Raw genomic sequence first — 24,657 nt, 5'->3', positions numbered from 1 at the left:
CCGGCAAACCGAGGGAATCTCAGGGTCACCCCTCTTACGGGGGTGTGGATTGAAACTTGTCATCACGCTAAATATCGTCTTTGCCGCGGTGTCACCCCTCTTACGGGGGTGTGGATTGAAACTTCACTTTCCACCCGCGATCTCCGCGTACAATCCAGGTCACCCCTCTTACGGGGGTGTGGATTGAAACTGGGGGGAGAGTTTCGATTTTCCGGGCCAGGGCGGTCACCCCTCTTACGGGGGTGTGGATTGAAACTGGAATATCTTTATAGCAAATCTGACCCAGAGATGTCACCCCTCTTACGGGGGTGTGGATTGAAACGCCACCCAACCGAAGCAATTGCTGCCGGGAAGACGTCACCCCTCTTACGGGGGTGTGGATTGAAACCTTCGTTGTCTTAATTATAGCATAGATAATCAAGTCACCCCTCTTACGGGGGTGTGGATTGAAACGTTTGAGAGGTTGCCTCATGAACCGTCACGATGCGTCACCCCTCTTACGGGGGTGTGGATTGAAACTCGTTTAATGTTGACCATATCCCAGAGGAAACTCGTCACCCCTCTTACGGGGGTGTGGATTGAAACATAGGCGAATTGGACTGAGGCTTTGTCCGAGAGGCGTCACCCCTCTTACGGGGGTGTGGATTGAAACCGCCAGTAAACGGAAAACCGCTCGGCAGACGGGGTCACCCCTCTTACGGGGGTGTGGATTGAAACCGGTATCTGTAGTCATCGTGATGGCCGTCGCCCTGTCACCCCTCTTACGGGGGTGTGGATTGAAACAACGTGGCGCCGTTGGTTATCGTGAACGTTTTAGGTCACCCCTCTTACGGGGGTGTGGATTGAAACTTGCGGGATTTGTTTTTTCCGAGCACAAGAACTTGTCACCCCTCTTACGGGGGTGTGGATTGAAACAGGAAACCAAGTCCGCGGATCATCTAGATCTACGTCACCCCTCTTACGGGGGTGTGGATTGAAACAAGACTAATGACTAGTTGAAGGGGGTCCTCGGACTTCACCAATTGATAGAAATCACATTTCATGCATTCACCGAATTTTTTCGCAAATTGCCCTTGAACTTCACCTTTGCAGTAGGTTCCGGAGACAACCCAGCAGGCTCTCCCGGAGCATTGGCCGCCATGAACTCCATCCAATCGTTGTTCGGTCGCGGCCGGACAAACACCCAGTTCGTTTACTTTGGCACCGCCCGGTTCCCGGCCGCATTTTTTGTACTCCCAACAGTTCAGCTTCATCATAACGACCTCCAATTTTGTAATATATAATATATTCGTCTAATATCGTACGTCGCTTGAGTGAATTTTGCGTTGCGATGAAGCCTGGGGACATAGGCCTATTGGGCCTCCTTTAAAACCTGCTTCAGGATGGCAAGCCCCTTTGCCAGGTCGGCTTCGCTGATATTCAACGGGGGGACCAACCGCAGGGCTGTTGGCGCGACCGCGTTGATGATTAACCCCTGTTCAAGGCAGGAGCGCATCACCGGTTGGGCCGGGATGGCCAGTTCGAGGGCGAGGAGGAGGCCCCAGCCGCGGACTTCCTTGATGACGGGAAGTTCTTGCTGCCAGGACTGGAATTCGGCCTTTAACTCCGCCCCCAGGCGGGCGGCCCGCTCCGGCAACTTTTCTTCTTCGATAATTTTGAGGTTGGCCAACGCGGCGGCGAAGGCCATGCCCCCGCCGCCCACGGTGGTACTGTGGTCCCCCGGTTCGAAGGCGGTGGCCACCTCTTCCTTGGCCAGCATTGCGCCGATGGGAACGCCGCCGCCGAGTGCTTTGGCCAGGGTCATGATATCCGGCTTGACCCCGAGATGCTCCCAGGCGAAGAACTTTCCGGTCCGCCCCAGGCCGGTCTGGACCTCGTCGATCATCAGCAGGAGGCCATGCTGCCGGCAAAGGGTGACCAGCCCGTGGAAGAAAGCCGGGTCCACCGGGATGACGCCGCCTTCCCCCTGCACCAATTCGAGGAGGACGGCACAGGTCTGCGGGGTGATCGCCGCCTCCCAGGAGGCCAGGTCATTGTAGTGGGCGTAGCGGAACCCCTCCGGCAAGGGGCGGAAGGCTTCCTGGTATTTGGGCTGTCCGGTGGCGGCCAAAGCCCCCATGGTGCGGCCGTGGAATGAGTGGTAAGCCGTGATGATCTCGTATTTCCCGCCCATCCGGGTGCGGCCGTATTTGCGGGCCAGTTTGATGGCGGCTTCGTTGGCCTCCGCGCCGCTGTTGGCGAAGAAGACCCGTTCCAGGCCGGACAGGGCGGCCAGTTTCTCGGCCAACAGGACCTGTTCTTCCAGGCAGAAAAAGTTCGACACGTGGATGATCTTTTCCGCCTGTTTCTGTAAGGCGGCCACCACGGCCGGGTGGGAGTGGCCAACGGCCTGTACGGCGATGCCGCTGAGGAAATCGATGTACTCCTTGCCGTCGACATCATATAATCGCGCGCCTTCGCCCCGGGCAAAGACGACCGGCAGGCGCCCGACGTTTTTCATCAGGACTTTGCCGGCGCGCTCGACCCATGAGGACATCTCCATTTGTCCACCGCCTCCTCTCTTTGTTTTTCACTCGACGACCATGGTGCCGATTCCCTGGTCGGTCAGGACCTCCAAAAGGAGGGTATGGAAACGCCGGCCGTCGATGATGTGGGTCCGGCTCACCCCGTGTTGCAGGGCGTAGATGCAAGCCTCCACTTTCGGGACCATGCCCCCTTCAATCTGCCCGCTATGGATCATCGTCCGGGCCTGTTCGATGTTGATCATTGACAGGAGGGAGGACTGGTCTTGCGGGTCGGCGTAGATTCCTTCCGTATCGGTCAGAATAATCAGTTTTTCGGCTTTTAAAGCCGCGGCCAGTTCGCCGGCGACCGTGTCGGCGTTGATGTTGTAGAATTCCCCGTCGGCGCCGACGCCGATGGTGGCCACGACGGGAATATAGCTCTTTTCGATCAGGAAATGCAAGAGCTCCGGTTTGATGGCGACCACTTCCCCGACAAAACCCAGGTCGACCTGGTCGTTGTCGAGTTGCTTTTTGCGGGCGACCAGGAGCTGGCTGTCCTGACCGGAAAGGCCGACGGCTTTACCGCCAAACTGGTTGATCATGGTGACCAGTTCTTTGTTGATCTTGCCGGCCAGCACCATATTGACGATCTCCACGGTGTCGGCGTCGGTGACGCGCAACCCCTGATAAAACGTGCTTTTGACCCCGACTCTTTTGAGCATTTCGGAGATCTCCGGGCCGCCGCCGTGGACGATCACCGGGTTGAGGCCAAGGTATTTCAGGAGAATGATATCAAGCATGACGGCTTTTTTGATCTCCGGATTGATCATGGCGTTGCCACCGTATTTGATGACAAAGGTTTTTCCGTGAAAACTCCGGATATAAGGGATGGCTTCGATGAGCACCTGGGCCCGTTGTTGGAATTCTTCCATCGGTGATACCCCCTTTTCTGCGAAAAGAACCGTTACGAACGGTAACTGCCGTTAATCCGCACATATTCCTGGGAGAGGTCGCAGGTCCAGATGGTGGCGGCCGCTTCTCCCTGGTTTAAGTTGATCTCGGTGGTGATCGCCTTTTCCTGCAGGATCCGTTTGGCCGCTGCTTCATCAAAGGCGAGGCCGGCGCCGTCATAGACCAACAGCTCGCCCAGGCGGATCCGGGTCTTCTCCGGGGCGAAATCAATCCCGGAGTAGCCGACAGCCGCCAGGATCCGGCCCCAGTTGGCGTCTTCGCCGTAGAAGGCGGTCTTGACCAAGGGCGAGTTGGCCACCGCGCGGGCGGCGGTCTCCGCTTCCTGTTCGGTCCGGGCACCGGTGACCCGGACGGTGATAAACTTGGTCGCCCCCTCGCCGTCCTGCACGATCATCCAGGCCAGGTGGCGGCAGACTTCTTCGAGGGCGGCGGTGAAGGCGGCCAGCGCCGGCCCTCCGGTGACCGGCGGCCCACCGGCCGCCCCGTTCGCCAGGAGGAAGACCGAATCGTTGGTACTGGTGTCGCCGTCGACGGTAATGCGGTTAAAGGTCCGGTCGACCACGGCGCGGATGGTCTGCTGGAGCACCGCCTGGGGGACCGGCGCGTCGGTGGTCAGCACGGCCAGCATGGTGGCCATGTTGGGCTGGATCATCCCCGAACCTTTGGCCATCCCGCCGATGCGGATTTCGCGGCCGTCGTGCTGATAGGCCACGGCGTATTCCTTGGGAAAGGTGTCGGTGGTCATGATCGCCCGCGCGGCGTCGGTTCCCCCGCCGGCCGACAGGTTTTCCTTCAGGGTTGGCAGGGCGGCCAGGATGGGCGGGACCGGCAAGGGCACGCCGATCACCCCTGTGGACGCCAGGAAGAGTTCGTCCGGAGTCGTCTGTAACAAGTCGGCAAGGGCGCGGGCGATGGTCAAGGTGTCCGCCATCCCCCGGGGGCCGACGCAGGCATTGGCATTGGCGCTGTTGATGATGACCGCCCGTTTGTTCTGCTGCGACAGGTGTTCCCGGCTGACCAGGACCGGGGCCGCTTTCACCTTGTTGGTGGTAAAGACGGCCGCCCCGGTGGCGACCGGATCGGAATAGACGAGGGCCAGATCGGGTTTGCCCGACTTTTTCAGGCCGCAAGCCAAACCGGAAGCCAGAAAACCTTGGGGCGCGGTGACACCGCCCGTAATTTGGACTATATTGTTCATGGAATTCACCTCATTTCGTCTTCCTTGTCACGCGCTGGAAAAGTCCGGAGTCTACGGCCAAAGTCCCAGATCGGTGAGGCCGGTTGTTTCCGGCAGCGCAAAGAGGATGTTCATATTCTGGATGGCCTGACCGGCAGCCCCTTTCACTAAATTGTCGAGGGCGGAGAGGACGATGATCTGGCCGGTCCGTTCGTCCACCCGGACGCTGATCTGACAGCGGTTGGAGCCTAAAACGGCTTTGGTGTGGGGAAGATCGGTCTCCGGCAGCACGGCCACCATCGGTTCCTCCGCATAGAAATCCTGGAAGACGCGGGTCAGGCTTTCGGTGGTGGCCCCGGTTTTTCCGGCCAGGTGCAGCGTCATCAGGATCCCCCGGGGGATTGGCACCAGATGGGGGGTGAAGGAGACTTTGACCTCCTTTTTCCCAATTTGTCCCGCGTAGACTTCCACCTCGGGGATGTGCCGGTGATTGGGCAGGCCATAGGCGCGGAAATCACCGGTGACTTCGGCAAAATGCAGATCCGGGCGGGGAGAGCGTCCGGCGCCGGAAACCCCCGACTTCCCGTCGGCGATGATCAGCGGCGAGGCCAAAAGGTCATGGACGAGTAAAGGAGCGACGCCGAGCAGAATCGCGGTGGGGTAACACCCGGGGTTGCCGACCAACCGGGCGCCGCGGATCGCGGCGCGGTTGATCTCCGGCAGGCCGTAAACGGCCTCGGCCAACAGTTCGGGGGCCGGATGGGGAATTTTGTACCAGGCTTCGTACAGGGCCGGGTCTTTAAACCGGAAATCGGCGCCCAGGTCAATGACTTTCACGCCCGCGGCCAAAAAGCCCGGGGTCATTTCGGCGGCGACGCCATGGGGGACCGCCAAAAAGACCAGGTCGCACTCGGACAAACGGGGATCGTTCAGGTCCAGGATGGTCGCTTGGCCCAGGGCGGTTCCGTGCAAAGTGGGGAAAAGCTCCCAGGCAGGGCGTCCGGCCTGTGAACGGGAGGCCAGGGCGTGGATGGTGGCCTCCGGATGTTTATGGAGCAGGCGAATCAGTTCACCGCCGGTGTAACCATTGGCACCGACAATGCCGACTTTGAACATGGTCTCCCCTCCCAGTTGTTGCCTGAAATGTTATTGTTCTTAATTATAACCGACACCGGGGCGGTTGGCAATGATAAAAATACATAATTTACGTATAAATATGTTAAACTTCCTTTGCAAATGACGACTGTCTAGGCTTTTGCCGGGTGTTTGGATTCAAGTTTATAAAAGACACGGGCGGCGGTGCGGGTTAAGGGCATGAAAAAAGTTGGAGGAAGGCTGCTTCACTCCAACTTCAGGTGTCTGGTGGTGCCGTCTGGTGCCGTCTGCCCCGGCCGGGGCAGGACGGAACTTACGAGGCATTGGTTAAGAAGTTTTCGATCTCGTATTGTTTGGAAACCTCTTGCAACCAGGGATTGTATTCCGCTTGCAGTTTCTGGTTGAATAAATACTCCTTAATCTCGGCTTTGCTCTTTTCGTAGTCCGGGGCGGCCGCTTGTTTCTTTTCTTCCACCTTGATCAGGTGGTAACCGTATTCCGTTTTGACCGGCGCGCTGACTTCCCCGACGGCGAGGGCGAAAGCGGCCTTTTCGAACTCGGGCGTCATGTCCCCGCGGTTGAAGAAGCCCAACTGTCCGCCGTTGTTTTTCGTTGACTCGTCAAGGGAGTATTCCTTGGCCAGCGCGGCGAAGTCCTCCCCTTTGGCCAGCTTCTCCTTAATCTCTTTGGCCTCTTTTTCGGTGGCGACCAGGATATGGCGGGCTTTCACCTGTTCCTTCTGGGCAAAGTCTTCCTTGTTCTTTTCAAAGAAGGCTTTCATCTCTTCCTCGGTGACCTTGATTTTGGGCTCCAGCAGTTTTTTGATCTTCAGCGTGTTGACGATGTTCTTTTTAACCTCCGCCAAGGACGTGCCCCGCACCGCCATGATCTGGGTAAAGGATTCTTCACCCCCATAGTAGTCGTAGTACTTGGCCAGCGCCTCTTCGATCTCCGCCTCCGTGATGGTGATCTTCTGTTTCTTGGCTTCCAGGTCAACGATCTTTTGGGCGATTAAAAGGTTCAAACCCTGCTGACCGGCTTGCGACAGTAACAGTTGATACAACTCGTCTTTTGTGATCTTTTCCCCGTTGACGCTGGCGACCACCGTACTGCGGGGGCCGGTGAAGAATTGGCGAACGCCGAGGAACACCCCGGAGACTAGGCTAAGGATGATCAGAACAATAACTGCTTTCTGCCTGGTCAATCGCTTCCGCAATCTCATTTTGGCTGCTCACACTCCTTCAATTTGTTACGGGTAGTTTACCAGATGAAGATGTCCGCTGTGTGTCAAAGCGGAATTTGTCAACAACCGTAGCAAATGGTCAGGAGTGTTTTTTCAAGGTTAAGGTAAAGGTCGTGCCGTGGGCGGACGTGCTTTTCAGGTAAAGGTCGCCCCCCAGGGCCTGGGCCATCATTTTACTGAAGGGCAGGCCCAGCCCCAACCCCCGCACCCGTCCTTTTTTGGCCGCGCCGCGGAAGAAACGTTCGAAGATCAGTTCCTGTTCCGCCGGCGGGATGCCGGGGCCGTTGTCGGTGACGTTGATCCGGATCTCCTCTTTGGTTTCGTCGAAGGTCACCTCGATCCGCCCCTCCGTCTTTCCCACCGCCGCCAAAGCCTGCTCCGCGTTGTTGAACAGGTTATAAAGGATCTGGCGGAGGCGCAGCTGGTCGGTGGCGATGAGCGGATCTCTCGGCAGGGGCCGGACTTCGATCTTGACTTGCCTGTCCTCCTGCCCCCGTAACCATTGGGCGGCGATCTCCTGGACCAAAGCGTTGAGCGGGCAAAGGGTCTTTTCGACCCGGAGCTCCCCGGCGGCAAAGGCGTTGAAGGCGAGGAGATCTTCGACCATCCGCTGCAGGCGGGTGGTTTCTTCCGCGGCCAGCGCCAGAAACTCTTGGGCTTCCGGCCCGGTGACAACCTGGTCCCGGACCGCCTGGACAAGCCCGCTGATGGCCGCCACCGGCGTCTTCAGTTCGTGGGTGACGCCGGCCAAAAGTTCGGTCCGGAGGGCTTCCAATTGGCGTAAACGAACCGTCATGTCATTAAAAGCCCGGATTAACTCGTAAAGCTCGGTTTCACGGACGTTGGGGTCCAACGCTTGCCGGTAGTCGCCCTCGACAATTTGCCGGGCGGCGGCCGCCACCTTCTGGATGGGTTTGGTCAAATGGCGGGTCAGGAGATAGATGACACCCCACCCCAGGGCCGCCAAACTTCCCAGCATGAAAAACAAAAAATCCACCTCTTCGGGGTTGGTGTTGATCTGGCGGTGGGGGTAGATGACATAGACGGCGCCAAGCCACCGTTCTTCCGCTTTGATGGTGTGTTTCAAGATGTAGAAGCGGGATTGGGGCCCGATCTTGAGCTGTTGGAAGCCTTCTTCCACATAGGACGGGATGGTGATGCGCTCCAGAAGCGCCAGGGGCGGGCGGTCCGGTGTGCTGTAGACAATGCGGTTTTCCGGATTGACGATGAAAAGGAACAGATCCGTACCCAGGCCGAGCAGGCGTTGGCTGCGCCCGATTTCTCCGGTTAAGTTGCGGTCAAGCTGTAGACCGCCCCCGGGGCCGGCGACCCGCTCCGCCGTCCCGGCGGCCAAAGCCTTTAAGCTGACGAGGCGGCGCTGGACGGCACTCCGGCGGAGCCAGAAGCTGGTGAGGACCCCGATCAGGAGGAGGCCGGTAAAGAGCGTCAGCAGATAACGGGTTGTCCAGTACCGGAGCAGCGGTTGGCGTTTAGTGGTTTCGGTAGACACAGAACTGATACCCCACTCCCCGCAAGGTCTTTACTTCCCCTTCGCTCTTCGGCCAGTGGCGGAGGGCTTTGCGGATTCTTTTGATGGCCAGATCCACCGCCCGGTCACTGCCTTCGTAGTCGAGGCCCCAGACTTCCTCGATCAACTGTTCGCGGCGGAAGACCCGGTTGGGATGGCGGGCCAGAAAGAGGAGGAGGGCCAGGTCCCGCGGGATTAAGGAGAGGTCGGTCCCGTGCAAAGAGACGGTATGGGCGGCAAAGTCGATCTTCAGGCTCCCGTACTGCCTGGTCTCCTGGTCCTCCCAGATCCGGGCGGGACGGCGCAAAACCGCCTTTACCCGGGCGACCACTTCTTCCGCGTTGAAGGGTTTGGTGATGTAGTCGTCGGCTCCCAGGTTGAGGCCGGCCAGTTTCTGCTGGGTTTGTCCCAGCGCGGTCAGCATGATCACCGGGCAGGGACTCTGCTCACGGATGTGCCGGAGAATGCTCCAGCCGTCGGTCCCCGGGAGCATGACGTCAAGGAGGACCAGATCCGGTTGGACGGCGGCGAATTTGCGGATTGCTTCTTCCCCGTCCGCCGCCGTTTCGACCTGGAAACCGGCTTTGCTGAGATAGGCTTGCAGGACACGGGCAATCGCCGTTTCGTCTTCGACGATTAAAATCTTCTTCCCCACCGGCTTCCCCCTTTGGGCCTCCGCCTTTCCTCTTCCTCTTTCATCCTTACCCAAGGAAACCCGGATCATACGAACCGGCAGCGTGGCGAGAATAATTCCCTCCGTTGTAACCTTCGGCGGCGCATGCTTTAATCTCATCAAGCGTAATGGGCTGGCCGGCTTTTTGCTCTTTTAACCGGTGGTAAGCGGCGGGAACCAGCGGAAAATTCAACGCATTGCGGTAGCGGAGCCAGTTCTCTTCCAAGTACGGGAGGAGGTAAACGGCCACGGCGACCTTGGCTTTGGCCAGGAAAGCGTCGGCGCGAAAGGCCGCCTGCCGTCGGCAGTTCGGGCTGACGCCCAGTTCGTCGCTGCCGTGGCGGTTAAAGATCAGGGGGTAAATGGCGCATTCCACCGGTTTCGGCGGGGCCTCTTGCCCGGAGGGGAAATGGTTGTTGCGCCGGTAGGGGCAAAGGGCGGCCGGGGGCAGACCGTAAATGGTTCCGTGGGGCGTGCTGATCTGCACCAGGTCTAGGGCCAAGGAGAGCGCCGCTTCCTTTTTCTGCAGGAAAGCCAGTTCGCCGGGCAGGAGGCAAACGAGAGGAAAAACCCCGGCTTCGGTGACCGGTGAGCCGTCGCAGCCACGGCAGAGGTCCGGCCGGGCCGTGTCCGGAAAGGTTTGCCAAAAATCCTGAAAGTTTTGGGGCTTGATGGCGGTAAAAGTGTTTTTCATCCGCAACCATCCTTACTTTCTTTTTTACGCTTTGGTTACAACCATTATATGTGCATCTCCGGGCGGGCGTTAAAGGGAAGAGGAGTGGGAACAATTATGTACAAGTGGGAACCAACATGGCAAGTGGAGACTTATTATGGAGGACGTTTATGGAGCGGGAAGACTTACTGCGCAAGTTAAACTGGTTTTATAGTCTGGAGGTGAGCCAGACCGAACTCTATCTGGCCCAAAGCAAGAAGTTTAAGGGGAGTTACGAAAGTATTGTTTTTGAACGGACGGCCCTGGTCGAACAGCAACATGTTGAACGTTTGACAGCGGTCATCAGGGAGTTGGGCGGCGAGCCCCATATAATCGGGGATGTGATCTCCCCGCTCTTTGGCGGTTTACTCGGCAGAACACTGGCGTTCACGGGTTTGAAAAAGACGCTGCAGGGGAATATCAAGATTGAAAATAAGGCCATGGCCGACTATGTTGCTTTGCATAAAGAGGTGGGCGCTGAGTTTGGCCCCGAGCTCCAGGCCGTACTCCAACATAATCTGGTGGACGAAGATGTGCATACCGCCTGGTTTGCCCGGCGTTTGGAGGATTATGAGCTACTGGGTATAGAGGACTAAGCAGTATGCACTACTAACTGGAAAAAATCCGCATATATTTAGCATAGGAGGTGGTGTCGATGGGCGAACGGCCGAACGGGGGCCGCAAGAATTACACCTTACCGGTGCCCTATCCCGAGCCCAAAGTGGTAGCACCCAATGCTTTCTATGCCCAGCTTTTGCTGGAGGACTATGCGGGCATGACCAGTGAGTTGACGGCGATTCACCAGTATTTATACCATCACTACTACTTTGAGAAAGAATTGAGCGCGATGGTGGAGAGCATCGCCATTGTCGAGATGAAACATCTGGAGTTGTTGGCGGAGACCATTTTATTACTGGGCGAGGCCCCCGAGTACCGCACCCTCAGCCATAATTTCCCTGCTTACTGGAATGCATCTTTTGTCTACTACGGCAAGGATCTTTGCGACCGTTTGGCGGCAGACATCGCGGCGGAACAGGAGGCGATCTGTAACTACCGCCGGCACCAGGAATTAATTGCTGATCCCCATATCCGGGAGCTGCTCGCCCGGATCATCATGGACGAGGAGCATCATTTGAAATTGTTTAGACAGGCAATGTACCGGTATTGTCCAGGGTGGGGGGAAACCCAGGTCTAAAAAAAGGGTCCTGTTGGAGGACCCTTCTTTTTTTCCGTTAAGCTTAGGTGGTGGAGATCAGGGGGCGCCGTTTCCAGCGGCCGGAGAGAAAGTAGACAAAACCGAGGAGCGCCCCGACCGTCCAGGCCACGGGGATTCCCCACCAGATCCCGTTGGTGCCCAGTCTTTTGGAGAGCAGGCTGGCGACGGGTACCCTAATCAGCCAGAGCGAAAAGACGGAGAAAAACATGGGAATGAGCGTATCGCCGGCGCCCCTGAGCACCCCGTTGGTAATGAACATCCAGGCAAAAACGGGGTAAAAGGAACCGACGATAATCAGATAGCTGGCGCCGATCGTAATCACTTCGGGGTCGGTATTGAACATGGCGATCAGCTCCCGGCCGAACAGGGTGACGGTGATCGTCGTGGCGAGGGCGATCGCAATGGCCATGGCCAGCGCGCTGAGGTACCCGCGCTTGACGCGTTCCGGTTTCCGCGCGCCCAGGTTTTGGCCGACAAAAGCGGACAGGGCGGCGGAGAGGTTCATCGCCGGCATGGAGGCGAAGGAATCGATCCGTCCGGCGGCGGTGTAGGCGGCGACGGCGGCCGTTCCGAAATTGTTGACGATACGGGAGAGGGCCATCATGCCGGTGGCCACCAGCATCTGCTGGATGCCGGTGGGAAGGCCGATTTTTAAGGTGGTGAGGAAGATGGTGCGGTCAAAGGTCATCTTCTTCAGATCAAAACGAAAGAGCTCATAGCGGCGGGCGAGATAATATTGGCCGAGGATGAAAGAGACCGCTTGCGCGATGATGGTGGCCCAGGCCGCCCCGGCGACGCCCCAACCGAAGGAAAGGATAAACACGAGATCCAAAACGATGTTGATCATGGTGGAGAGGATTAAAAAATAGAGGGGGGTTTTGGAATTGCCCAGCCCCCGGAGGATCGCACTGATGGTATTAAACCCGAAGGTAAAGATGAGCCCGGCGAAGATAATCTGGAGGTAGGTAACGGCGAGGGCAAAGATTTCGGCCGGAGTTTTGAGGAGCCGCAGCAGCGGTTTGCTGGTGGCCAGGCCCAGCAGGGTGCAGACGAGGGCCGCGACAAAAAGAAAGATGTAAGTGGTATCGATGGTCTTTTTCACCTGGTCGAGGCGGCCGGCCCCGTAATACTGGGCGATCAGGACGGTTGTCCCCATGGAGAGGCCGATAATGAGCGAAACCAGGAGAAAAACCAGGGGGAAACTGGCCCCCACCGCGGCGAGGGCGGCTTTGCCTAAAGTATTGCCCACAATAATACTGTCAACGGTGTTGTAGAGCTGTTGAAAGACATTACCGATCAGCATGGGGAGGGCAAAAACGAAGATCAGTTTGCCTTCCCGACCTTGGGTTAGATCTTGCATCGACTTTACGCTCCCTCTTGTTTTATAGCTGTAAGTATTGTTCCACAGATGGCGGTTAAAGTCAAGCCGGATCGACGGCGAGAGCTTGTCCGGGTGGCGGCCGGTTTCGCACGGCCGTTCTTTTTTTTGCTCCGTTTCAGTTTTATTGTTTTAGGTATAGGGTTCGGGGAGAAGCAAGATTTCCCCTTGTTTGATGGTGGCACCAGGGGAAAGGTCGTTCAGCCTTAAAATTAAGGTTTGGGGGATCTTGAACCTGGCGCTTAGCCCGCTGATGGTGTCGCCGTCGCGGACCACATACTTGACGATGGTCCAACCGGCTTCTTCGGTGTCAAAGTCAAATCCTTTGAGGAGGGCGGTCAGGTCGTCTTCCGATAAAATACCGTATTTAAGCTCGTAGTAAGAAATACCCATGCCGGCGCTCCTTTCGATCTAAGCTTTAAAATATAGAAAAACGCGGTATGGTATTTTATGAACCCGGCCATGGTTTGGTTCCGCGCCAGCGGCGGCGAAAAACTTTTTGTGGTGTTTCATGCAAAGTCTGGTATAATCAAAAGTAAGAAAGGTGGCAGGTAATAAGGCAATAATTCCATATTAAGGAAGGTATTGAAAATGAGAACTTTATTGATTACGGTTGTTTGCGGTCTGTTGCTTTTGGGCATGGCCGGTTCGGCGGCGGCTTCCGGTTTTTTGGATGAGATGTTCCTGTCCTCCGAATGGTGGGCGGGGGAAGAACAACAGGGCGAGGTTGAAGTTTTCGTTCTGGGTACATACGGGTTGGAAGAGTTTGATGCCAGTTACCATTTTTCGGCGCGCCAAGCGACTGGGCAAGGGCTGTTTTTGCGGTCAATGGGAATTTGAGCTTTGAAGAACTGCTGGTTTTAAATGTGACCGCCAAATTTGGCACTCCCGTTCTTTACTATGGTTTTGGGGGCTTAGTGGGGTTTACCAAGGGGGAAAAGCTTGTCTTTTTGCCCCGGATTAATCTCGGGGGCAAATTGGGACCGGAGTTCGTCAAACTGGTCTTGGACGTGGATTTTTATACGCTTCTGCTCGTTAACGCGGGCAAGTTTGAATTGGGGATGGAGTTTACACCGTTAACGAACTTGCGGTTTTACGGCGGGATGCTCAGATGGTTCACCGGTACGCTGGTCACTTCGGAATTGCTCCCGGGCACAGCTTACCAGGTTACCGCCAAATACCAAACTAAGCCGTTTTATCTCGGCGGAGAAGCATATTTCAGCGAGGAAGGCAACCCGATCGTGCTGGGCGAAGCGGGGGTGAATTTTTCCTTTGTGACCCTGTACGGCCGGATGGTCGTCCCGTCTCAGAACGCTGAAGAGTCCGGCGTCTATACCATCGGGGTGCGCATGACTTACTGAGCACCAAAACCGGTAAAAGTCCGCTGAGTATAAAAAACCGGCAAAAACTTACAGAGAAAAAACCGGCGCAAGCCGGTTTTATGATAAGGAAAAAGGACGGAAAGAGGGGGTTGTCATGGAAAGGCTGACCAAGTTTCGCCAATTACTGTCTGAAGGGAATTTTGACGGCTTTGTCGTTACGGCACCGGCAAACCGGCGGTATTTGTGTGGTTTTACCGGTTCTTCCGGCGTTTTGGTCATTAACAAGGATGAAGCAATCCTGCTGACGGATTTTCGCTATCTGGACCAGGCGAAGGAAGAAGTGAAAGACTTCGGCTTTCAAGTCAAAGAGCACGATCCGCAGGTCTGGGGGACGGTGGCGGCCGAGATTGCGAGGCTTTGTTCGGGTGGCCGTTCCCGCTGGGGGTTTGAAAGTGAACATCTGGTCGAAAAGAATTACCGGGCGCTCAATGAGAAATTGGAATGTGGTGTCTTAACACCCACGGAGGGTTTTGTCAACCAGTTGCGGCGGAAAAAGTCGGCGGCGGAGATTGCGGCGATCCGGAAAGCGCTGCAGATTACGGAGGAAGCCTGGAACCGGTTGCTGGCCGAGTTGAAACCGGGGCGAACCGAGAAAGAGATGGCGGCCCTTTTCGAGTATTATCAGCGGCAGTTGGGGGCGGAAGGGACTTCGTTCCCGACGATTGTCGCCTCCGGACCGCGGAGCGCTTTACCCCACGGGGCACCGACCGACAAAAAAATCGAAGCCGGAGAACTTTTGGTGCTGGACGGCGGCGCGCGGTATGCCGGTTATTGCAGCGATTTTACCCGGACGGTCGTGGTCGGGGCCGCCCCTACCGAACGGCAGCAGGAGTTGTATGAAATAGTGCGGCGGGCCCAGGAAACGGCGCTGAACGGAATGCGGGCCGGCATGACCGGCAAGGAAGTGGACGCCTTGGCGCGGGAGGTAATCAAGGCGGCCGGTTATGGGGACCGCTTCGGCCACGGCCTGGGGCACAGTTTGGGTTTGGAGATCCACGAAAACCCGCGTCTGTCCGTGACGGATGAAACCGTTTTGGAACCGGGGATGGTGTTTACGGTGGAGCCGGGGATCTATCTGAACGGTTGGGGCGGGATTCGCATTGAGGATGTGGTCGTTGTCACCGACGACGGGATCGAGAATCTCACGACGAGCCCCAAGACGTTGACGGTCTAGAAAGTCCTTTTTCCGCTGGTTTTATTTAGTAAATCTTCGGAGCACCTTGTCTTTCCAAGTTTACCCTCGACAGTAAAGACGGGCCTGTGTTAAAATAAAAAAGTTGAAAATGGGGCAAAGAAGAGTCAGAGGATGGCGCTTCTGGGTACGATAAGACTAAGGAGGTACTTGGATGATATCGGTTAATGATTTTCGGACTGGATTAACGATTGAAGTTGACGGCCAAATTTATACCGTGGTTGAATTCATGCACGTGAAGCCGGGGAAAGGGGCAGCCTTTGTCCGTTCGAAACTGAAAAACCTGCGGACCGGGTATACGATAGAAAAGACCTTTAACGCGGGGGAAAAGGTGAACCTGGCCCGGATCGAGACGAAAGAGATGATGTTTTTATATAAGAGCGACAATGATTATGTCTTTATGGACAACAACACCTACGAACAGCTGACCCTGGATGAAAAGACCATCGGCGAAGGGGTCAAGTATTTGAAAGAGAACATGAACGTGATGGTCCAGATGTACGAGGGTGAAGCGATCGGGGTGATCCTCCCGAACACGGTGGAGCTGGCGGTGATCCATACCGAGCCGGGCTTCAAGGGTGACACGGCGACCGGCGGTTCCAAACCGGCGACCCTGGAAACGGGTGTGGTGGTGAACGTTCCGCTCTTCATTGAAGAAGGAGACATTCTGCAGATTGATACACGGACCGGCGAGTATTTACGGCGGTCGAAATAGGGTATGTCCCGGAGCCGGCCGCAGAAAGCAGATGGATAGCGTTTCTCCCCTCAAGTTATACTAAGGGCAGAACCAGAATTGGAGGGTGAGAAATGGAACTGAAAGAACAGGTTGCTTATCTGCGCGGGCTAATTGAAGGCCAGGAATTTCAGGAAGAAAAGGAGCAGGTCCTTTGGACCCAACTCTTGAATATTTGCGATCAGATTGCCATGGATCTGGAGGATATCCGTGGTGAGCAGGAAGAATTAAATCAGTATGTCGAGGCGATCGACGAAGATCTGAGCTACCTTGAAGAACAGTATTATCCGGTGGATGAGGAAGTGGGCGAAGAGAGTCCGCAGACGATGGAGGGTAGCTCTTAATCAACCTGAACAATAGCATAATTTTAAACCCGTCCCCATATCTATATGAACAGTAGGGGACGGGCTTTTTTTTGGCAAAAAAGGCGGTGTTGACGTGGTGGACTATGCCGAGCAGGTGTTGCCCTTTCTGGTACCCAGGATCCGGTGGGCGCTGGAAAGGTTCCGGCGGGCGGTGCCGGAAAAATGGGCAAAGCTGGAGGAGATTCGGCTCCGGGCGGAGCAGCCCTTGCAGGTCGAGGTGGGCGAGTCGCTTTTGGTGACGGCGGACGGCGTCCCTACGATCAGGCCGGAGCAGGCGCTGAAGGTTGAAGCGCCCGATGTTCTCCGGACAGTCCAGTTGATGGGGGGTAATTCCCTGTATACGCTGGAAGAGGAGTTGAGGGAGGGCTTTATCACTCTGGCGGGCGGCCACCGGGTGGGACTGGCCGGCGAATGTCTGGTCGGCCGGGGGGCGCTGCTGCGTTTGAAGCGGGTGACCAGTATCAATATCCGCATCGCCCGCCAGCTCAAGGGGATTGGCCGCCGCCTGCTGCCTTACCTGACCATGGGCGACCGGCCGCTGCGGACCATTATTATCTCCCCGCCCCAGGCGGGCAAGACGACCTTGCTGCGGGATTTGGTCCGCAGCTTTAGCAACGGCGAGGGGGTCCCCGCGCCGGTGAAAGTCGGTCTGGTTGATGAACGGGGTGAGGTGGCCGGCAGCTACCGGGGGGTTCCCCAGCTTGATGTCGGGATGCGGACGGATGTCTTGACCGGCTGTCCCAAACGGGAAGGGGTTTTTTTGTTGCTCAGGTCGATGGGGCCGCAATTGATTGCCACCGATGAAATCGGCCGTCCCGGCGACTTGGATCTGATCGAAGAGATTCTCAACATGGGGGTGGGTTTTATCACGACGGCGCACGCGTGGGATACAAAGGATTTTGCCCGGCGCCCCTCTTTACAGCGTCTGTGGTCCCGCGGACTGGTCGAACGGGTGGTGCTCCTCAGCCGCCGGTTGGGACCGGGAACCCTGGAGGGGGTTTGGAACGGTCAGACAAAGGAGGCGTTATTGTCGGAAGTTCAACGTTTGGAGGTTAAAAGATGAGGCTCTTCGGTGCCTTGTTGGTCATTACCGCCAGCACGATGGCCGGGTGGATCTATAGTGCCCTCTTGAAAAAAAGGTGGCAGTTGTTGAACGCTTTGATCCAAGGTTTTCAGTGGCTGGCGACGGAGATCGGGTACGGGAGCGTCCCGCTGGGGGAGGCGTTTGCGCGGATCGGCGCCCGGCTGCCGAAGGAGGCGAAAGTGCTGTTTGCGGGTTTCGCGGCGGAATTGAACGGCGCGGCCGGCTTAACGGCCGATGAGGCCTGGCAGAAAAGTTTAACGGAAAACCGGGATGGGCTGGCTCTGACGGCGGAAGACTGGGCGGTGCTCATTGATTTCGGCCGGACCCTCGGCACCACCGACCGGGAAAATCAGGTATCAGCGATCCGCCAAACAATAGCGCGGTTGGAACACCAAGCGACGGAGGCGGAAGAAGAATACAAAAAAAACGAGCGTCTTTACCGGTATTTAGGGATTGCGGCGGGGGTTTTAGTGGTTTTGGTCTTTTACTGACCGGAAAGAGGGGGAGGAAAAGATGATACCTGAGGTGGACCTGATCTTCAAAATTGCCGGTGTGGGCATCATAATCCTCTTGCTGAACATCCTTTTTAAACAGGCGGGAAAGGATGAGTACGCCTATATCCTCACTTTGGTCGGGGTGGTGCTGGTCTTTATTGTGGCGATCCAAATGGTCCAACGCTTTTTCCAGGAAGTCCGGATGGTCTTTGGTTTCTAAAGAGGTGGCGCGGTGGACATTCTCGTCTTTTTCGGCATTACCCTGGCCGCATTGATCTTCATAACCATCCTCCGCCGGGAATATGAGGAATATGCGGTATTGCTCTCGGTCCTGGTCGGCGTCATTATTCTGTTGCGGTTGATTGGCCGGTTGACCGAGTTGGTCCGGGTCTTTACTTACTTGGCGCAGAAAGCCCAGGTGCAACCGGATTACTTGGCAACCATCTTCAAGGTGATGGGTGTTGCTTATTTAGCCGGTTTTGGCGCGCAAATCTGTAAGGATGCCGGCGAAAGTGCGCTGGGTCTCCGCCTGGAACTGGCCGGGAAGATCATCATTCTTTTTATGGCGGTTCCGGTCATGGTGGCCATCTTCGAGATGGTCCTCCGCCTGTTTTAGGGTTGGCGGTGAAGGGAGGATTGGGATGAGGAGGAAAAGCGGTGGTCGCCGGTGGTGGGCGGGGTGGTTTGCCGCTCTCCTTCTGGTGGCTATTCCCGTTCAAGGTCAGGAGATTGATCCGCTTGGCCCGATTCTTGACCAGGAGATTGCGGCGCTGGATCTTGAGGCCATCTCGTCCTTTCTGGCCCAGTTGGACGGGGAGACCCGGGCGCTTTTACCCCAGTGGGACCTGCGGGGTTGGGTCCGGGGGGGAATGAAACTGGATCTGGCTGAGCTGCTGAAGAAGTTGACCACCTTTCTCGGCCGGGAGGTCGTGGTCAATCTGCATCTTCTAGGGCGGTTGATCCTGCTCGCCGTGATCGGCGGGGTTCTGGTCCATTTTCAACAGGCCTGGGCGGGAGAGAGCCTCGGCAATCTGGTGGCCAACATTATTTACCTGGTCCTGATGGGGCTGGCGATCCAAAGCTTTACCGCCACAATGCAGTTGGCGTACGGTGCCTTGGAGCGGGTGAACAGTTTTGTGCTGGCGATTTTGCCCACAATCTTTACTTTACTGGCGGCGGCGGGCGGGATTACGCTGACGACGGTCTGTCATCCGGTGGTCTGGGGAGGAACCGGAATCGTACTCAGTCTCGTCCGCAACCTGGTGCTTCCCTTAATTTTATTGGCGGGCACCGTCGGGCTGGTCTCCCGCCTGGTCGAGGGCTTTTCCGTGACGAAACTGGCGGGGGTTGCCCGGCAGGGTGCGGTGCTGCTCCTCACTTTTCTGGTGACCATTTTTCTGGGGGTCATTTCCCTCCAAGGGGTGACGGTGGCCGCGGCGGACGGACTTGGTCTTACGGCTGCAAAGTTTTTGACCGGTAACCTGGTCCCGATTGTGGGCGGTGTGGTCTCCGACAGTCTGGAACTGGCCGCCGGTTGTTCGTTGCTCATCAAAAATGCCCTTGGTGCCTTTGCGGCTTTGGGCGTGGTTTTACTCTGTGCCTATCCAGCCCTGAAAATTCTGGTAGTGGCCTTTATTTACCGGTTGGCGGCGGCCTTTGTACAACCGCTGGGCCAGGACCGTCTGGCCGAATCGTTGCAGGAGATCGGCCAGACGGTGATGGTGATCTTTGCGACGGTGACCGTGGTCGGTTTGATGTTCTTTTTCTGCCTCACCATCCTGATCGGTTTGGGGAATTTGACCGCGGTTGTGCGGTGAGGCGTGCGGTAAGGCGGGTCCGGTTTGGCTTGTTTGAACGGGTGTCGCAAAGGAGGTGCTTTTTCATCAAAGAGGCGCTCAAAAGCTTGTTGGCGCTGATCTTGTTGGCCGGTTTCTGCGAGCTTCTGCTGCCCGAGGACGGAATGCGCAAGTACGGGCGGATGGTTGTCGGTTTGATTGTCCTTTTTTTCCTTGTTAATTTGGTAATGCGGGTGGGACAGGATTTTACGCTGGCCCTTCCTGAGGTCTCCGTCGCCGGGGGGCGGGCCGACCCGGCAGCCTTGGTGGCGGAAGGCGTTAACCTGCGTCAGCGGGGCGAAGAGCAGGCGGCGGCGCTCACGGCGCCGGCCGTCCAGGCGAAAGTGGAAGAGTTGCTCCAAACGATTACGGGGACCGCCGGGGTGCAAGTGGAGATCAGTACCGCGGCGGGGCAGGGCCAAAGGGTGCGGGTGGTTTTGCCGGCCGACCCGGGGGTCCCGGTGGAGGTTTTAAAGCGGACAGTGGCCGCGGTCTTGGCGATGGCGCCGGATCAGGTGGAGGTGAAAAAGGAATTTGCCGAAGAAGAGGGATCATGATGAGGGGTTTTCCCCGCCTAAATTGGTGAATTACCTTGGTTTGCAAAAGCTTCCGGCCAAGGAGCGCAAGATGGTTTTGACCCTGTTTTTGCTGGCCGGAATAGGTATCGCCTTTATGTTCTGGGGTGGAGGCGGCCGGCCCAAACCGGAGTGGGCCACTCCGGAATTACCAGTCAAAGGGCCGACGTTGCTGGAAAAGGCGGAAGAGCAGTGGTCCGAGAGCCGCCTCGAACGGGAAGTGGCCGCCATTTTGGCGCAGATTAAAGGGGCGGGACGGGTGGTGGTCGACCTGCACCTGGCGACGAGTGAGGAGAAGCAGTGGTTATACCGGGAGGAACGGCAGGAACGGGCCGCCGCCGGGCAGGGGAACAGCCCCGGCGAGCTTATGATCCGGCGGGAACCGGTCTTCCAGCGCCAAAGCGGCGGGGTCGAGGCGCCGGTTTTATGCGGGCAAAAAGCACCGGCGATCAGTGGCGTGCTGGTGGTGGCCGAAGGAGCGACCGATCCGGCCGTCCGCCGGCAGCTGGGCGAAGCAACCGCGGTTTTACTGGGGATCGCGCTCCACCGGGTGATTGTATTACCATGGGGTTAATATTTTAAAAGTTTAATAGGTAAAAACCGAGAAGTGGAGAAACTTAAAGGGAGGGTAAAGATTGGAGCTCAAACAGCCGGATCCGATTCTGACCTGGATTTTGGTGGGGGTCAGCTTTTTCCTCCTGCTTGGGGTCGGGTTTTACAGCCGGATTGCGTTTGACGCTTCCGGCCGCGGCGAGGCGTTACCGGCCCCCCCGTTGGCCGTGGCCGTTTCCGCCCAAAAGCAGTTCAGCGACGAGGCGGTTCTGGATGAGTTCCGCTGGAACCGGGACCGGGAGCGGAGTCGCCTCCAGGAAACCTTGGAAGAGATGCTGCGCACGACGGAAGGCGACCAAAGGGCAAAGGTCCATGATGAACTGCTGACTTTAATGAAACGCCAGACCATCGAGCATGAGCTGGAAAACCTTTTGGCGGCCAAGGGGTATAACCAAAACGCGGTGGCGGTTTATCCCGAGACAGTTGCCGTGATCGTCAAGGGTAAAACGTTGAATCCCGATGCGGTTGCCGAGATCGGGGAACTGGTGACCAGGGTTACCGGTTACCGGGTGGAACAGATCCGGATTATGGAGTAGAATAAAGAGGATAGCTTGGGCGAAAAAGGGCGCTGCCGTTCCGGAAAAACAAAAAGAAAAAGAGGAAAATTAGGACCAGGTGCGAAATAAAAATAAAAAATAACGGTTTCATTTGCCAAGCTAAGGAGAGTGTGACTGATGAATATTAAGGAAATCAAAGAGCTAATGCAAATGCTGGTTGAGACTGATATTACCGAACTGAATCTGGAAAGCGACGGCACAAAGATTATGATTAAAAAAGGTGTCCCCGGTGTGGTGCAACCGGTGGTTACGGTCACACCGGCGACGGCTCCGGCAGCGGTAGCGCCCGCACCCGCACCGGTCCAAAATGCCCCGGCGCCAGAGCCTGCTGAGCGGGAGCAGAAACTGGGCCCCAACCAAGAGTATGTTTGTGCCGAGATCGTGGGGACCTTTTACCGGGCGCCCGGACCGGGAGAGACCCCCTTTGTTGAAGTGGGCGAGATGGTCGAACCCGGGAAGACCTTGTGTATTATAGAAGCCATGAAGGTTATGAATGAGATTGAAAGCCCGTTCCGGGGTAAGGTGGTCGAGATTTTGGTGGACGACGCCGAACCGGTTGAGTATGGACAACCCTTGTTCGTCATCGAAAAAATCTGAGCAATTTTGCAAGCGGAAACGTCCAAACAAGTGTCGGAGGTGTAATATCGGTGTTTGGCAAGATTTTAGTCGCCAACCGGGGAGAGATTGCCTTACGCGTGATCCGGGCCTGTAAAGAGCTGGGGATTGAAACGGTGGCGGTGTATTCCGAAGCCGACCAGGATGCCCTGCATGTGCGTTATGCCGATGAGGCCGTGTGCGTTGGGCCGGCCTCGCCGTCCAAAAGCTATCTGAACATCATCAATCTGATCAGTACGGCGACGCTGACCGGTGTAGATGCGATTCATCCGGGGTACGGTTTTTTGGCCGAAAACCCGCGGTTTGTTGAGATCTGTGAGACCCATAACATTAAATTTATCGGGCCGCCCGCTTCGGTGATGGAGAAGATGGGCGACAAATCACGGGCGAAAAGAATCATGAAGGAGCAGGGCGTTCCAGTAATTCCCGGTTCGGACGGACCCTTGAACTCTGTTGAGGAAGCCCTGGACGTTGCCGCGGAGATCGGTTACCCGGTGATCATTAAGGCTTCGGCCGGTGGCGGGGGCCGGGGCATGCGGGTGGTGCATTCCCCCGAGGACTTGAAGCAAGCGGTCCAGACCGCCCAGATGGAAGCGGAGGCGGCCTTTGGCCACCCCGAGGTTTATCTTGAGAAATACATAGAAGAACCGCGGCACATTGAGATCCAGGTTCTTTTTGACGAGTACGGCAACGGAGTGTATCTCGGCGAACGGGATTGCTCCCTGCAGCGGCGTCACCAGAAAATTTTAGAGGAGAGTCCTTCCCCGCGGGTCTCGCCGGAACTGCGGAAAGCCTTGGGGGAAGCGGCGCTCAAAGGCGCGCGGGCGGTAGGCTACAAGAACGCCGGGACCGTGGAGTTTTTGGTCGACAAAGACGATCGGTTTTATTTTATGGAGATGAATACCCGGATTCAGGTGGAGCACCCGGTCACCGAGATGGTTACCGGTATTGACCTGGTTAAACAACAGATTTTGATTGCGGCCGGCGAGAAGCTGCCCTGGCGGCAGGAGGAGATAAAGCTTAAAGGGCACGCTATTGAGTGCCGGATTAACGCCGAGGATCCGGAGAAAAATTTCCTGCCCCATCCGGGGTTGATCAAATTTTACCATGCGCCCGGCGGTCCGGGGATCCGGGTGGACAGCGCCGCCTATTCCGGTTGTTTGATCACCCCCTATTACGACTCGATGATTGCCAAACTGATCGCCTGGGGGGAGACCCGGGAGGAAGCAATCGCCCGGATGATCAGGGCTTTGGACGAGTTTGAGGTGGAAGGGATTCCGTCGACGATCCTCTTCCATTTGGAGATTCTTCACCACCCCGACTTTATCAGGGGCGAAGTGACGACGGATTTTGTCAGTAACTTGCTAAAAGAGTTGCAACTGGAATAAAATCTAATCAAATCGAAAGAAATTTTGTTGCGGTGAACAGATAAGCCCGCGGCGGGCGGGTGTGAAAACAATTTCGTGATGGAGGTGGCAGGAGTGGCCAGAGATTTTAATCCTGAACACGAGTGGGACGAAAAAAACGGTTCGATTCGGATCGCCAATGAAGTGGTGGGCGTGATCGCCGGGCTGGCGGCGATGGAAGTGAAAGGCGTTTACGGGATGAGCGGCGGGATGGTGGACGGCATAACCGAGCTTTTGAAGAAGAAAAATCTTTCCAAAGGGGTCCGGGTCGAAGTCGGTGAGAAAGAAGCGGCGATTGATCTCTCGATCATTGTCGAATACGGAACGAAAATTCCGGAGGTGGCCGTCGCCGTCCAGGAGAACGTGAAACGGGCCATTGAGAGCATGACCGGACTCACGGTGGTCGAGGTTAATGTCCACATCCAGGGGGTTGAATTTCGACAGGAAGAGCCCGTGCCGGAGGAAAAACGGGTAAAATAATCGGGGGCAAGGAGGAAAGAACGGATGAAAATATCCTACCGTTTGGTCATTATCGTCAGTTCCTTAGTGATGCTGGTCCTCTCCATCTTCTTCTTCGGCCTGTTGCTAGGGGAAGACGTGTTTCGGGTGCTCGGGATGTTGACCCCCGCTGAAGAAGGTAAGGTCTTTAATCTCCTTGCGTTTCTCTTCTTCTTTATCTTCTTTATCCTGTTGTGGATGGCCGGGTTGCATACCAAGAAGGAACTCAAGACGATCATCCACGAGACGGAGCTCGGTGAGATCCGCGTCTCTTCACCGGCCGTGGAGGCCTTAGCCCTCCGGGCCGTGAAAAAGATCAAAGGGGTGAAGGAAGCGGAAATCCGCGCCATTACCGAAAATGAACGGCTCAGCTTTCAAGTGGAGATTGTCAGTTCCCCTGATATCAATATTCCGCAGTTAATCTACGAAATCCGGGAAGAACTGCGGGAGTATATCCATGCCACGCTCGGGATTCCGGTGAACAACGCGGAAGTAACCGTGACCAAAGTCACGTCGGAACCGCGGGCGCGGGTGGAATAAGGAGGGGAGGAACAATGACCGAGAAGGATAACAACCAGCTTTTACAGTTGTTCTTAACATATAAAGGCCGGATCTTTTCCTCGGCTTTGGGGATTGTGACCGGTATTTTGGTCCTTTGTCTGGGGTGGATCAAGGCCTTGTCCTTTGCCTTTTGTGTTTTGGTCGGGTACACGTTGGGGAAAAGATTCGACCGCGGCGATGAGTTGAAACTGCCAAAACTGAGAGGGCTCTTCCAAAAACGGCGAATTTATTAACTTGAGGTTGAGAACAG

Annotated in this window: 30 protein-coding genes, 1 pseudogene and 1 CRISPR repeat array; of the genes and pseudogenes, 20 read left to right on the top strand and 11 right to left on the bottom strand. The window is 56.4% G+C overall.

Translation table 11 applies throughout. The features are described 5' to 3' along the window. Window positions 1–24: 24 nt before the first annotated feature. Window positions 25–980: a CRISPR direct-repeat array (repeat unit 32 nt; unit sequence GTCACCCCTCTTACGGGGGTGTGGATTGAAAC). Window positions 981–1,019: 39 nt separating this feature from the next. The 9 genes and pseudogenes from G5B42_RS12335 to G5B42_RS05100 all read right to left on the bottom strand — a co-directional run. Continuing rightward, a pseudogene (locus G5B42_RS12335) lies at window positions 1,020–1,253 on the bottom strand (two-CW domain-containing protein); the annotation flags it as partial. Between the two features lie 98 nt (window positions 1,254–1,351). Further along, complete coding sequence (locus tag G5B42_RS05135; protein WP_181339383.1) at window positions 1,352–2,542, bottom strand: acetylornithine transaminase; 1,191 nt, start codon at window positions 2,540–2,542, stop codon at window positions 1,352–1,354. A 27-nt stretch (window positions 2,543–2,569) separates the two neighbouring features. After that, window positions 2,570–3,436 carry an acetylglutamate kinase gene (gene argB / locus G5B42_RS05130; protein WP_181339382.1) on the bottom strand — a complete coding sequence of 289 codons (867 nt, stop codon included), beginning with the start codon at window positions 3,434–3,436 and terminating at the stop codon, window positions 2,570–2,572. 32 nt (window positions 3,437–3,468) lie between these two features. Further along, window positions 3,469–4,674: a bifunctional glutamate N-acetyltransferase/amino-acid acetyltransferase ArgJ gene (argJ, locus tag G5B42_RS05125; RefSeq protein WP_181339381.1), complete on the bottom strand. Its 1,206-nt coding sequence runs from the start codon at window positions 4,672–4,674 to the stop codon at window positions 3,469–3,471. A gap of 51 nt (window positions 4,675–4,725) precedes the next feature. Then, the gene (gene argC, locus G5B42_RS05120) at window positions 4,726–5,769 is read right to left on the bottom strand and encodes an N-acetyl-gamma-glutamyl-phosphate reductase (protein ID WP_181339380.1); all 1,044 of its coding nucleotides are present in this window, start codon (window positions 5,767–5,769) and stop codon (window positions 4,726–4,728) included. Window positions 5,770–6,061: 292 nt separating this feature from the next. Then, entirely contained in the window at window positions 6,062–6,970 is a 909-nt protein-coding gene (locus tag G5B42_RS05115; protein ID WP_181339379.1) for a foldase protein PrsA, read from the bottom strand. A gap of 100 nt (window positions 6,971–7,070) precedes the next feature. Beyond that, window positions 7,071–8,501 (bottom strand): HAMP domain-containing sensor histidine kinase, encoded by a 1,431-nt coding sequence (locus tag G5B42_RS12250; protein ID WP_181339378.1) that lies wholly within the window; start codon window positions 8,499–8,501, stop codon window positions 7,071–7,073. Beyond that, the gene (locus G5B42_RS05105; RefSeq protein WP_331274049.1) at window positions 8,482–9,174 is read right to left on the bottom strand and encodes a response regulator transcription factor; all 693 of its coding nucleotides are present in this window, start codon (window positions 9,172–9,174) and stop codon (window positions 8,482–8,484) included. Before G5B42_RS05105 ends, G5B42_RS12250 begins: the two co-directional genes overlap by 20 nt. Window positions 9,175–9,220: 46 nt before the next feature. After that, complete coding sequence (locus tag G5B42_RS05100; RefSeq protein WP_181339376.1) at window positions 9,221–9,886, bottom strand: hypothetical protein; 666 nt, start codon at window positions 9,884–9,886, stop codon at window positions 9,221–9,223. A 149-nt stretch (window positions 9,887–10,035) separates the two neighbouring features. Between G5B42_RS05100 and G5B42_RS05095 the strand changes: the two genes are divergently transcribed. Continuing rightward, window positions 10,036–10,500 carry a ferritin-like domain-containing protein gene (locus G5B42_RS05095; RefSeq protein WP_181339375.1) on the top strand — a complete coding sequence of 155 codons (465 nt, stop codon included), beginning with the start codon at window positions 10,036–10,038 and terminating at the stop codon, window positions 10,498–10,500. 59 nt (window positions 10,501–10,559) lie between these two features. Beyond that, window positions 10,560–11,099 carry a ferritin-like domain-containing protein gene (locus tag G5B42_RS05090; RefSeq protein WP_181339374.1) on the top strand — a complete coding sequence of 180 codons (540 nt, stop codon included), beginning with the start codon at window positions 10,560–10,562 and terminating at the stop codon, window positions 11,097–11,099. 43 nt (window positions 11,100–11,142) lie between these two features. Here the strand turns inward: G5B42_RS05090 and G5B42_RS05085 are convergent, their stop codons facing one another. Both G5B42_RS05085 and G5B42_RS05080 read right to left on the bottom strand, forming a co-directional pair. After that, window positions 11,143–12,480: an MATE family efflux transporter gene (locus tag G5B42_RS05085; protein ID WP_181339373.1), complete on the bottom strand. Its 1,338-nt coding sequence runs from the start codon at window positions 12,478–12,480 to the stop codon at window positions 11,143–11,145. A 150-nt stretch (window positions 12,481–12,630) separates the two neighbouring features. Next, entirely contained in the window at window positions 12,631–12,891 is a 261-nt protein-coding gene (locus tag G5B42_RS05080; RefSeq protein ID WP_181339372.1) for a LysM peptidoglycan-binding domain-containing protein, read from the bottom strand. A gap of 198 nt (window positions 12,892–13,089) precedes the next feature. Here G5B42_RS05080 and G5B42_RS05075 point away from each other — a divergent pair, with 198 nt between their 5' ends. The 18 genes from G5B42_RS05075 to G5B42_RS04990 all read left to right on the top strand — a co-directional run bounded on the left by G5B42_RS05075 (window position 13,090) and on the right by G5B42_RS04990 (window position 24,640). Beyond that, window positions 13,090–13,338, top strand: a complete 249-nt coding sequence (locus G5B42_RS05075) for a hypothetical protein (RefSeq protein WP_181339371.1) — start codon at window positions 13,090–13,092, stop codon at window positions 13,336–13,338. Beyond that, the gene (locus G5B42_RS05070; protein ID WP_181339370.1) at window positions 13,335–13,859 is read left to right on the top strand and encodes a hypothetical protein; all 525 of its coding nucleotides are present in this window, start codon (window positions 13,335–13,337) and stop codon (window positions 13,857–13,859) included. The genes G5B42_RS05075 and G5B42_RS05070 overlap by 4 nt, the downstream gene beginning before the upstream one ends. Window positions 13,860–13,974: 115 nt before the next feature. Beyond that, a complete protein-coding gene (locus tag G5B42_RS05065) occupies window positions 13,975–15,054 on the top strand; it encodes a M24 family metallopeptidase (RefSeq protein WP_181339369.1) in 1,080 nt (359 codons plus the stop codon). 172 nt (window positions 15,055–15,226) lie between these two features. After that, the gene (gene efp, locus G5B42_RS05060) at window positions 15,227–15,787 is read left to right on the top strand and encodes an elongation factor P (protein WP_181339368.1); all 561 of its coding nucleotides are present in this window, start codon (window positions 15,227–15,229) and stop codon (window positions 15,785–15,787) included. A gap of 92 nt (window positions 15,788–15,879) precedes the next feature. After that, window positions 15,880–16,149 (top strand): CD1247 N-terminal domain-containing protein, encoded by a 270-nt coding sequence (locus tag G5B42_RS05055; protein ID WP_181339367.1) that lies wholly within the window; start codon window positions 15,880–15,882, stop codon window positions 16,147–16,149. A gap of 94 nt (window positions 16,150–16,243) precedes the next feature. Then, window positions 16,244–17,233: a stage III sporulation protein AA gene (gene spoIIIAA, locus G5B42_RS05050; RefSeq protein WP_181339366.1), complete on the top strand. Its 990-nt coding sequence runs from the start codon at window positions 16,244–16,246 to the stop codon at window positions 17,231–17,233. After that, on the top strand, window positions 17,230–17,745 hold the full coding sequence (gene spoIIIAB / locus G5B42_RS05045; RefSeq protein ID WP_181339365.1) for a stage III sporulation protein SpoIIIAB: 516 nt from the start codon (window positions 17,230–17,232) through the stop codon (window positions 17,743–17,745). Before spoIIIAA ends, spoIIIAB begins: the two co-directional genes overlap by 4 nt. 22 nt (window positions 17,746–17,767) lie before the next feature. Then, window positions 17,768–17,968, top strand: a complete 201-nt coding sequence (spoIIIAC, locus tag G5B42_RS05040) for a stage III sporulation protein AC (protein WP_181339364.1) — start codon at window positions 17,768–17,770, stop codon at window positions 17,966–17,968. Between the two features lie 12 nt (window positions 17,969–17,980). Then, window positions 17,981–18,364 carry a stage III sporulation protein AD gene (gene spoIIIAD, locus G5B42_RS05035; RefSeq protein WP_181339363.1) on the top strand — a complete coding sequence of 128 codons (384 nt, stop codon included), beginning with the start codon at window positions 17,981–17,983 and terminating at the stop codon, window positions 18,362–18,364. A gap of 25 nt (window positions 18,365–18,389) precedes the next feature. Continuing rightward, window positions 18,390–19,565 carry a stage III sporulation protein AE gene (gene spoIIIAE, locus G5B42_RS05030; RefSeq protein WP_181339362.1) on the top strand — a complete coding sequence of 392 codons (1,176 nt, stop codon included), beginning with the start codon at window positions 18,390–18,392 and terminating at the stop codon, window positions 19,563–19,565. Further along, the gene (locus G5B42_RS05025) at window positions 19,562–20,140 is read left to right on the top strand and encodes a stage III sporulation protein AF (RefSeq protein WP_331274048.1); all 579 of its coding nucleotides are present in this window, start codon (window positions 19,562–19,564) and stop codon (window positions 20,138–20,140) included. The genes spoIIIAE and G5B42_RS05025 overlap by 4 nt, the downstream gene beginning before the upstream one ends. Beyond that, window positions 20,118–20,732, top strand: coding sequence for a hypothetical protein (locus G5B42_RS05020; RefSeq protein WP_181339360.1), 615 nt, complete (start codon window positions 20,118–20,120; stop codon window positions 20,730–20,732). The genes G5B42_RS05025 and G5B42_RS05020 overlap by 23 nt, the downstream gene beginning before the upstream one ends. A 61-nt stretch (window positions 20,733–20,793) precedes the next feature. Next, window positions 20,794–21,306 carry a SpoIIIAH-like family protein gene (locus G5B42_RS05015; RefSeq protein ID WP_181339359.1) on the top strand — a complete coding sequence of 171 codons (513 nt, stop codon included), beginning with the start codon at window positions 20,794–20,796 and terminating at the stop codon, window positions 21,304–21,306. A 138-nt stretch (window positions 21,307–21,444) separates the two neighbouring features. Next, complete coding sequence (gene accB / locus G5B42_RS05010) at window positions 21,445–21,924, top strand: acetyl-CoA carboxylase biotin carboxyl carrier protein (protein WP_181339358.1); 480 nt, start codon at window positions 21,445–21,447, stop codon at window positions 21,922–21,924. 50 nt (window positions 21,925–21,974) lie between these two features. After that, window positions 21,975–23,330 carry an acetyl-CoA carboxylase biotin carboxylase subunit gene (gene accC / locus G5B42_RS05005; protein ID WP_181339357.1) on the top strand — a complete coding sequence of 452 codons (1,356 nt, stop codon included), beginning with the start codon at window positions 21,975–21,977 and terminating at the stop codon, window positions 23,328–23,330. A 78-nt stretch (window positions 23,331–23,408) separates the two neighbouring features. Beyond that, window positions 23,409–23,828, top strand: a complete 420-nt coding sequence (locus G5B42_RS05000) for an Asp23/Gls24 family envelope stress response protein (RefSeq protein WP_181339385.1) — start codon at window positions 23,409–23,411, stop codon at window positions 23,826–23,828. 24 nt (window positions 23,829–23,852) lie between these two features. After that, entirely contained in the window at window positions 23,853–24,386 is a 534-nt protein-coding gene (gene amaP, locus G5B42_RS04995) for an alkaline shock response membrane anchor protein AmaP (RefSeq protein WP_181339356.1), read from the top strand. A 14-nt stretch (window positions 24,387–24,400) separates the two neighbouring features. Next, a complete protein-coding gene (locus tag G5B42_RS04990; RefSeq protein WP_181339355.1) occupies window positions 24,401–24,640 on the top strand; it encodes a DUF2273 domain-containing protein in 240 nt (79 codons plus the stop codon). The last annotated feature ends 17 nt before the right edge of the window (window positions 24,641–24,657 follow it).

Source organism: Capillibacterium thermochitinicola, assembly GCF_013664685.1.
GTDB lineage: Bacteria > Bacillota > UBA4882 > UBA10575 > UBA10575 > Capillibacterium > Capillibacterium thermochitinicola.
Note: the sequence above shows the minus strand (reverse complement) of the source record. Positions and strands in the feature narration are given on the sequence as shown.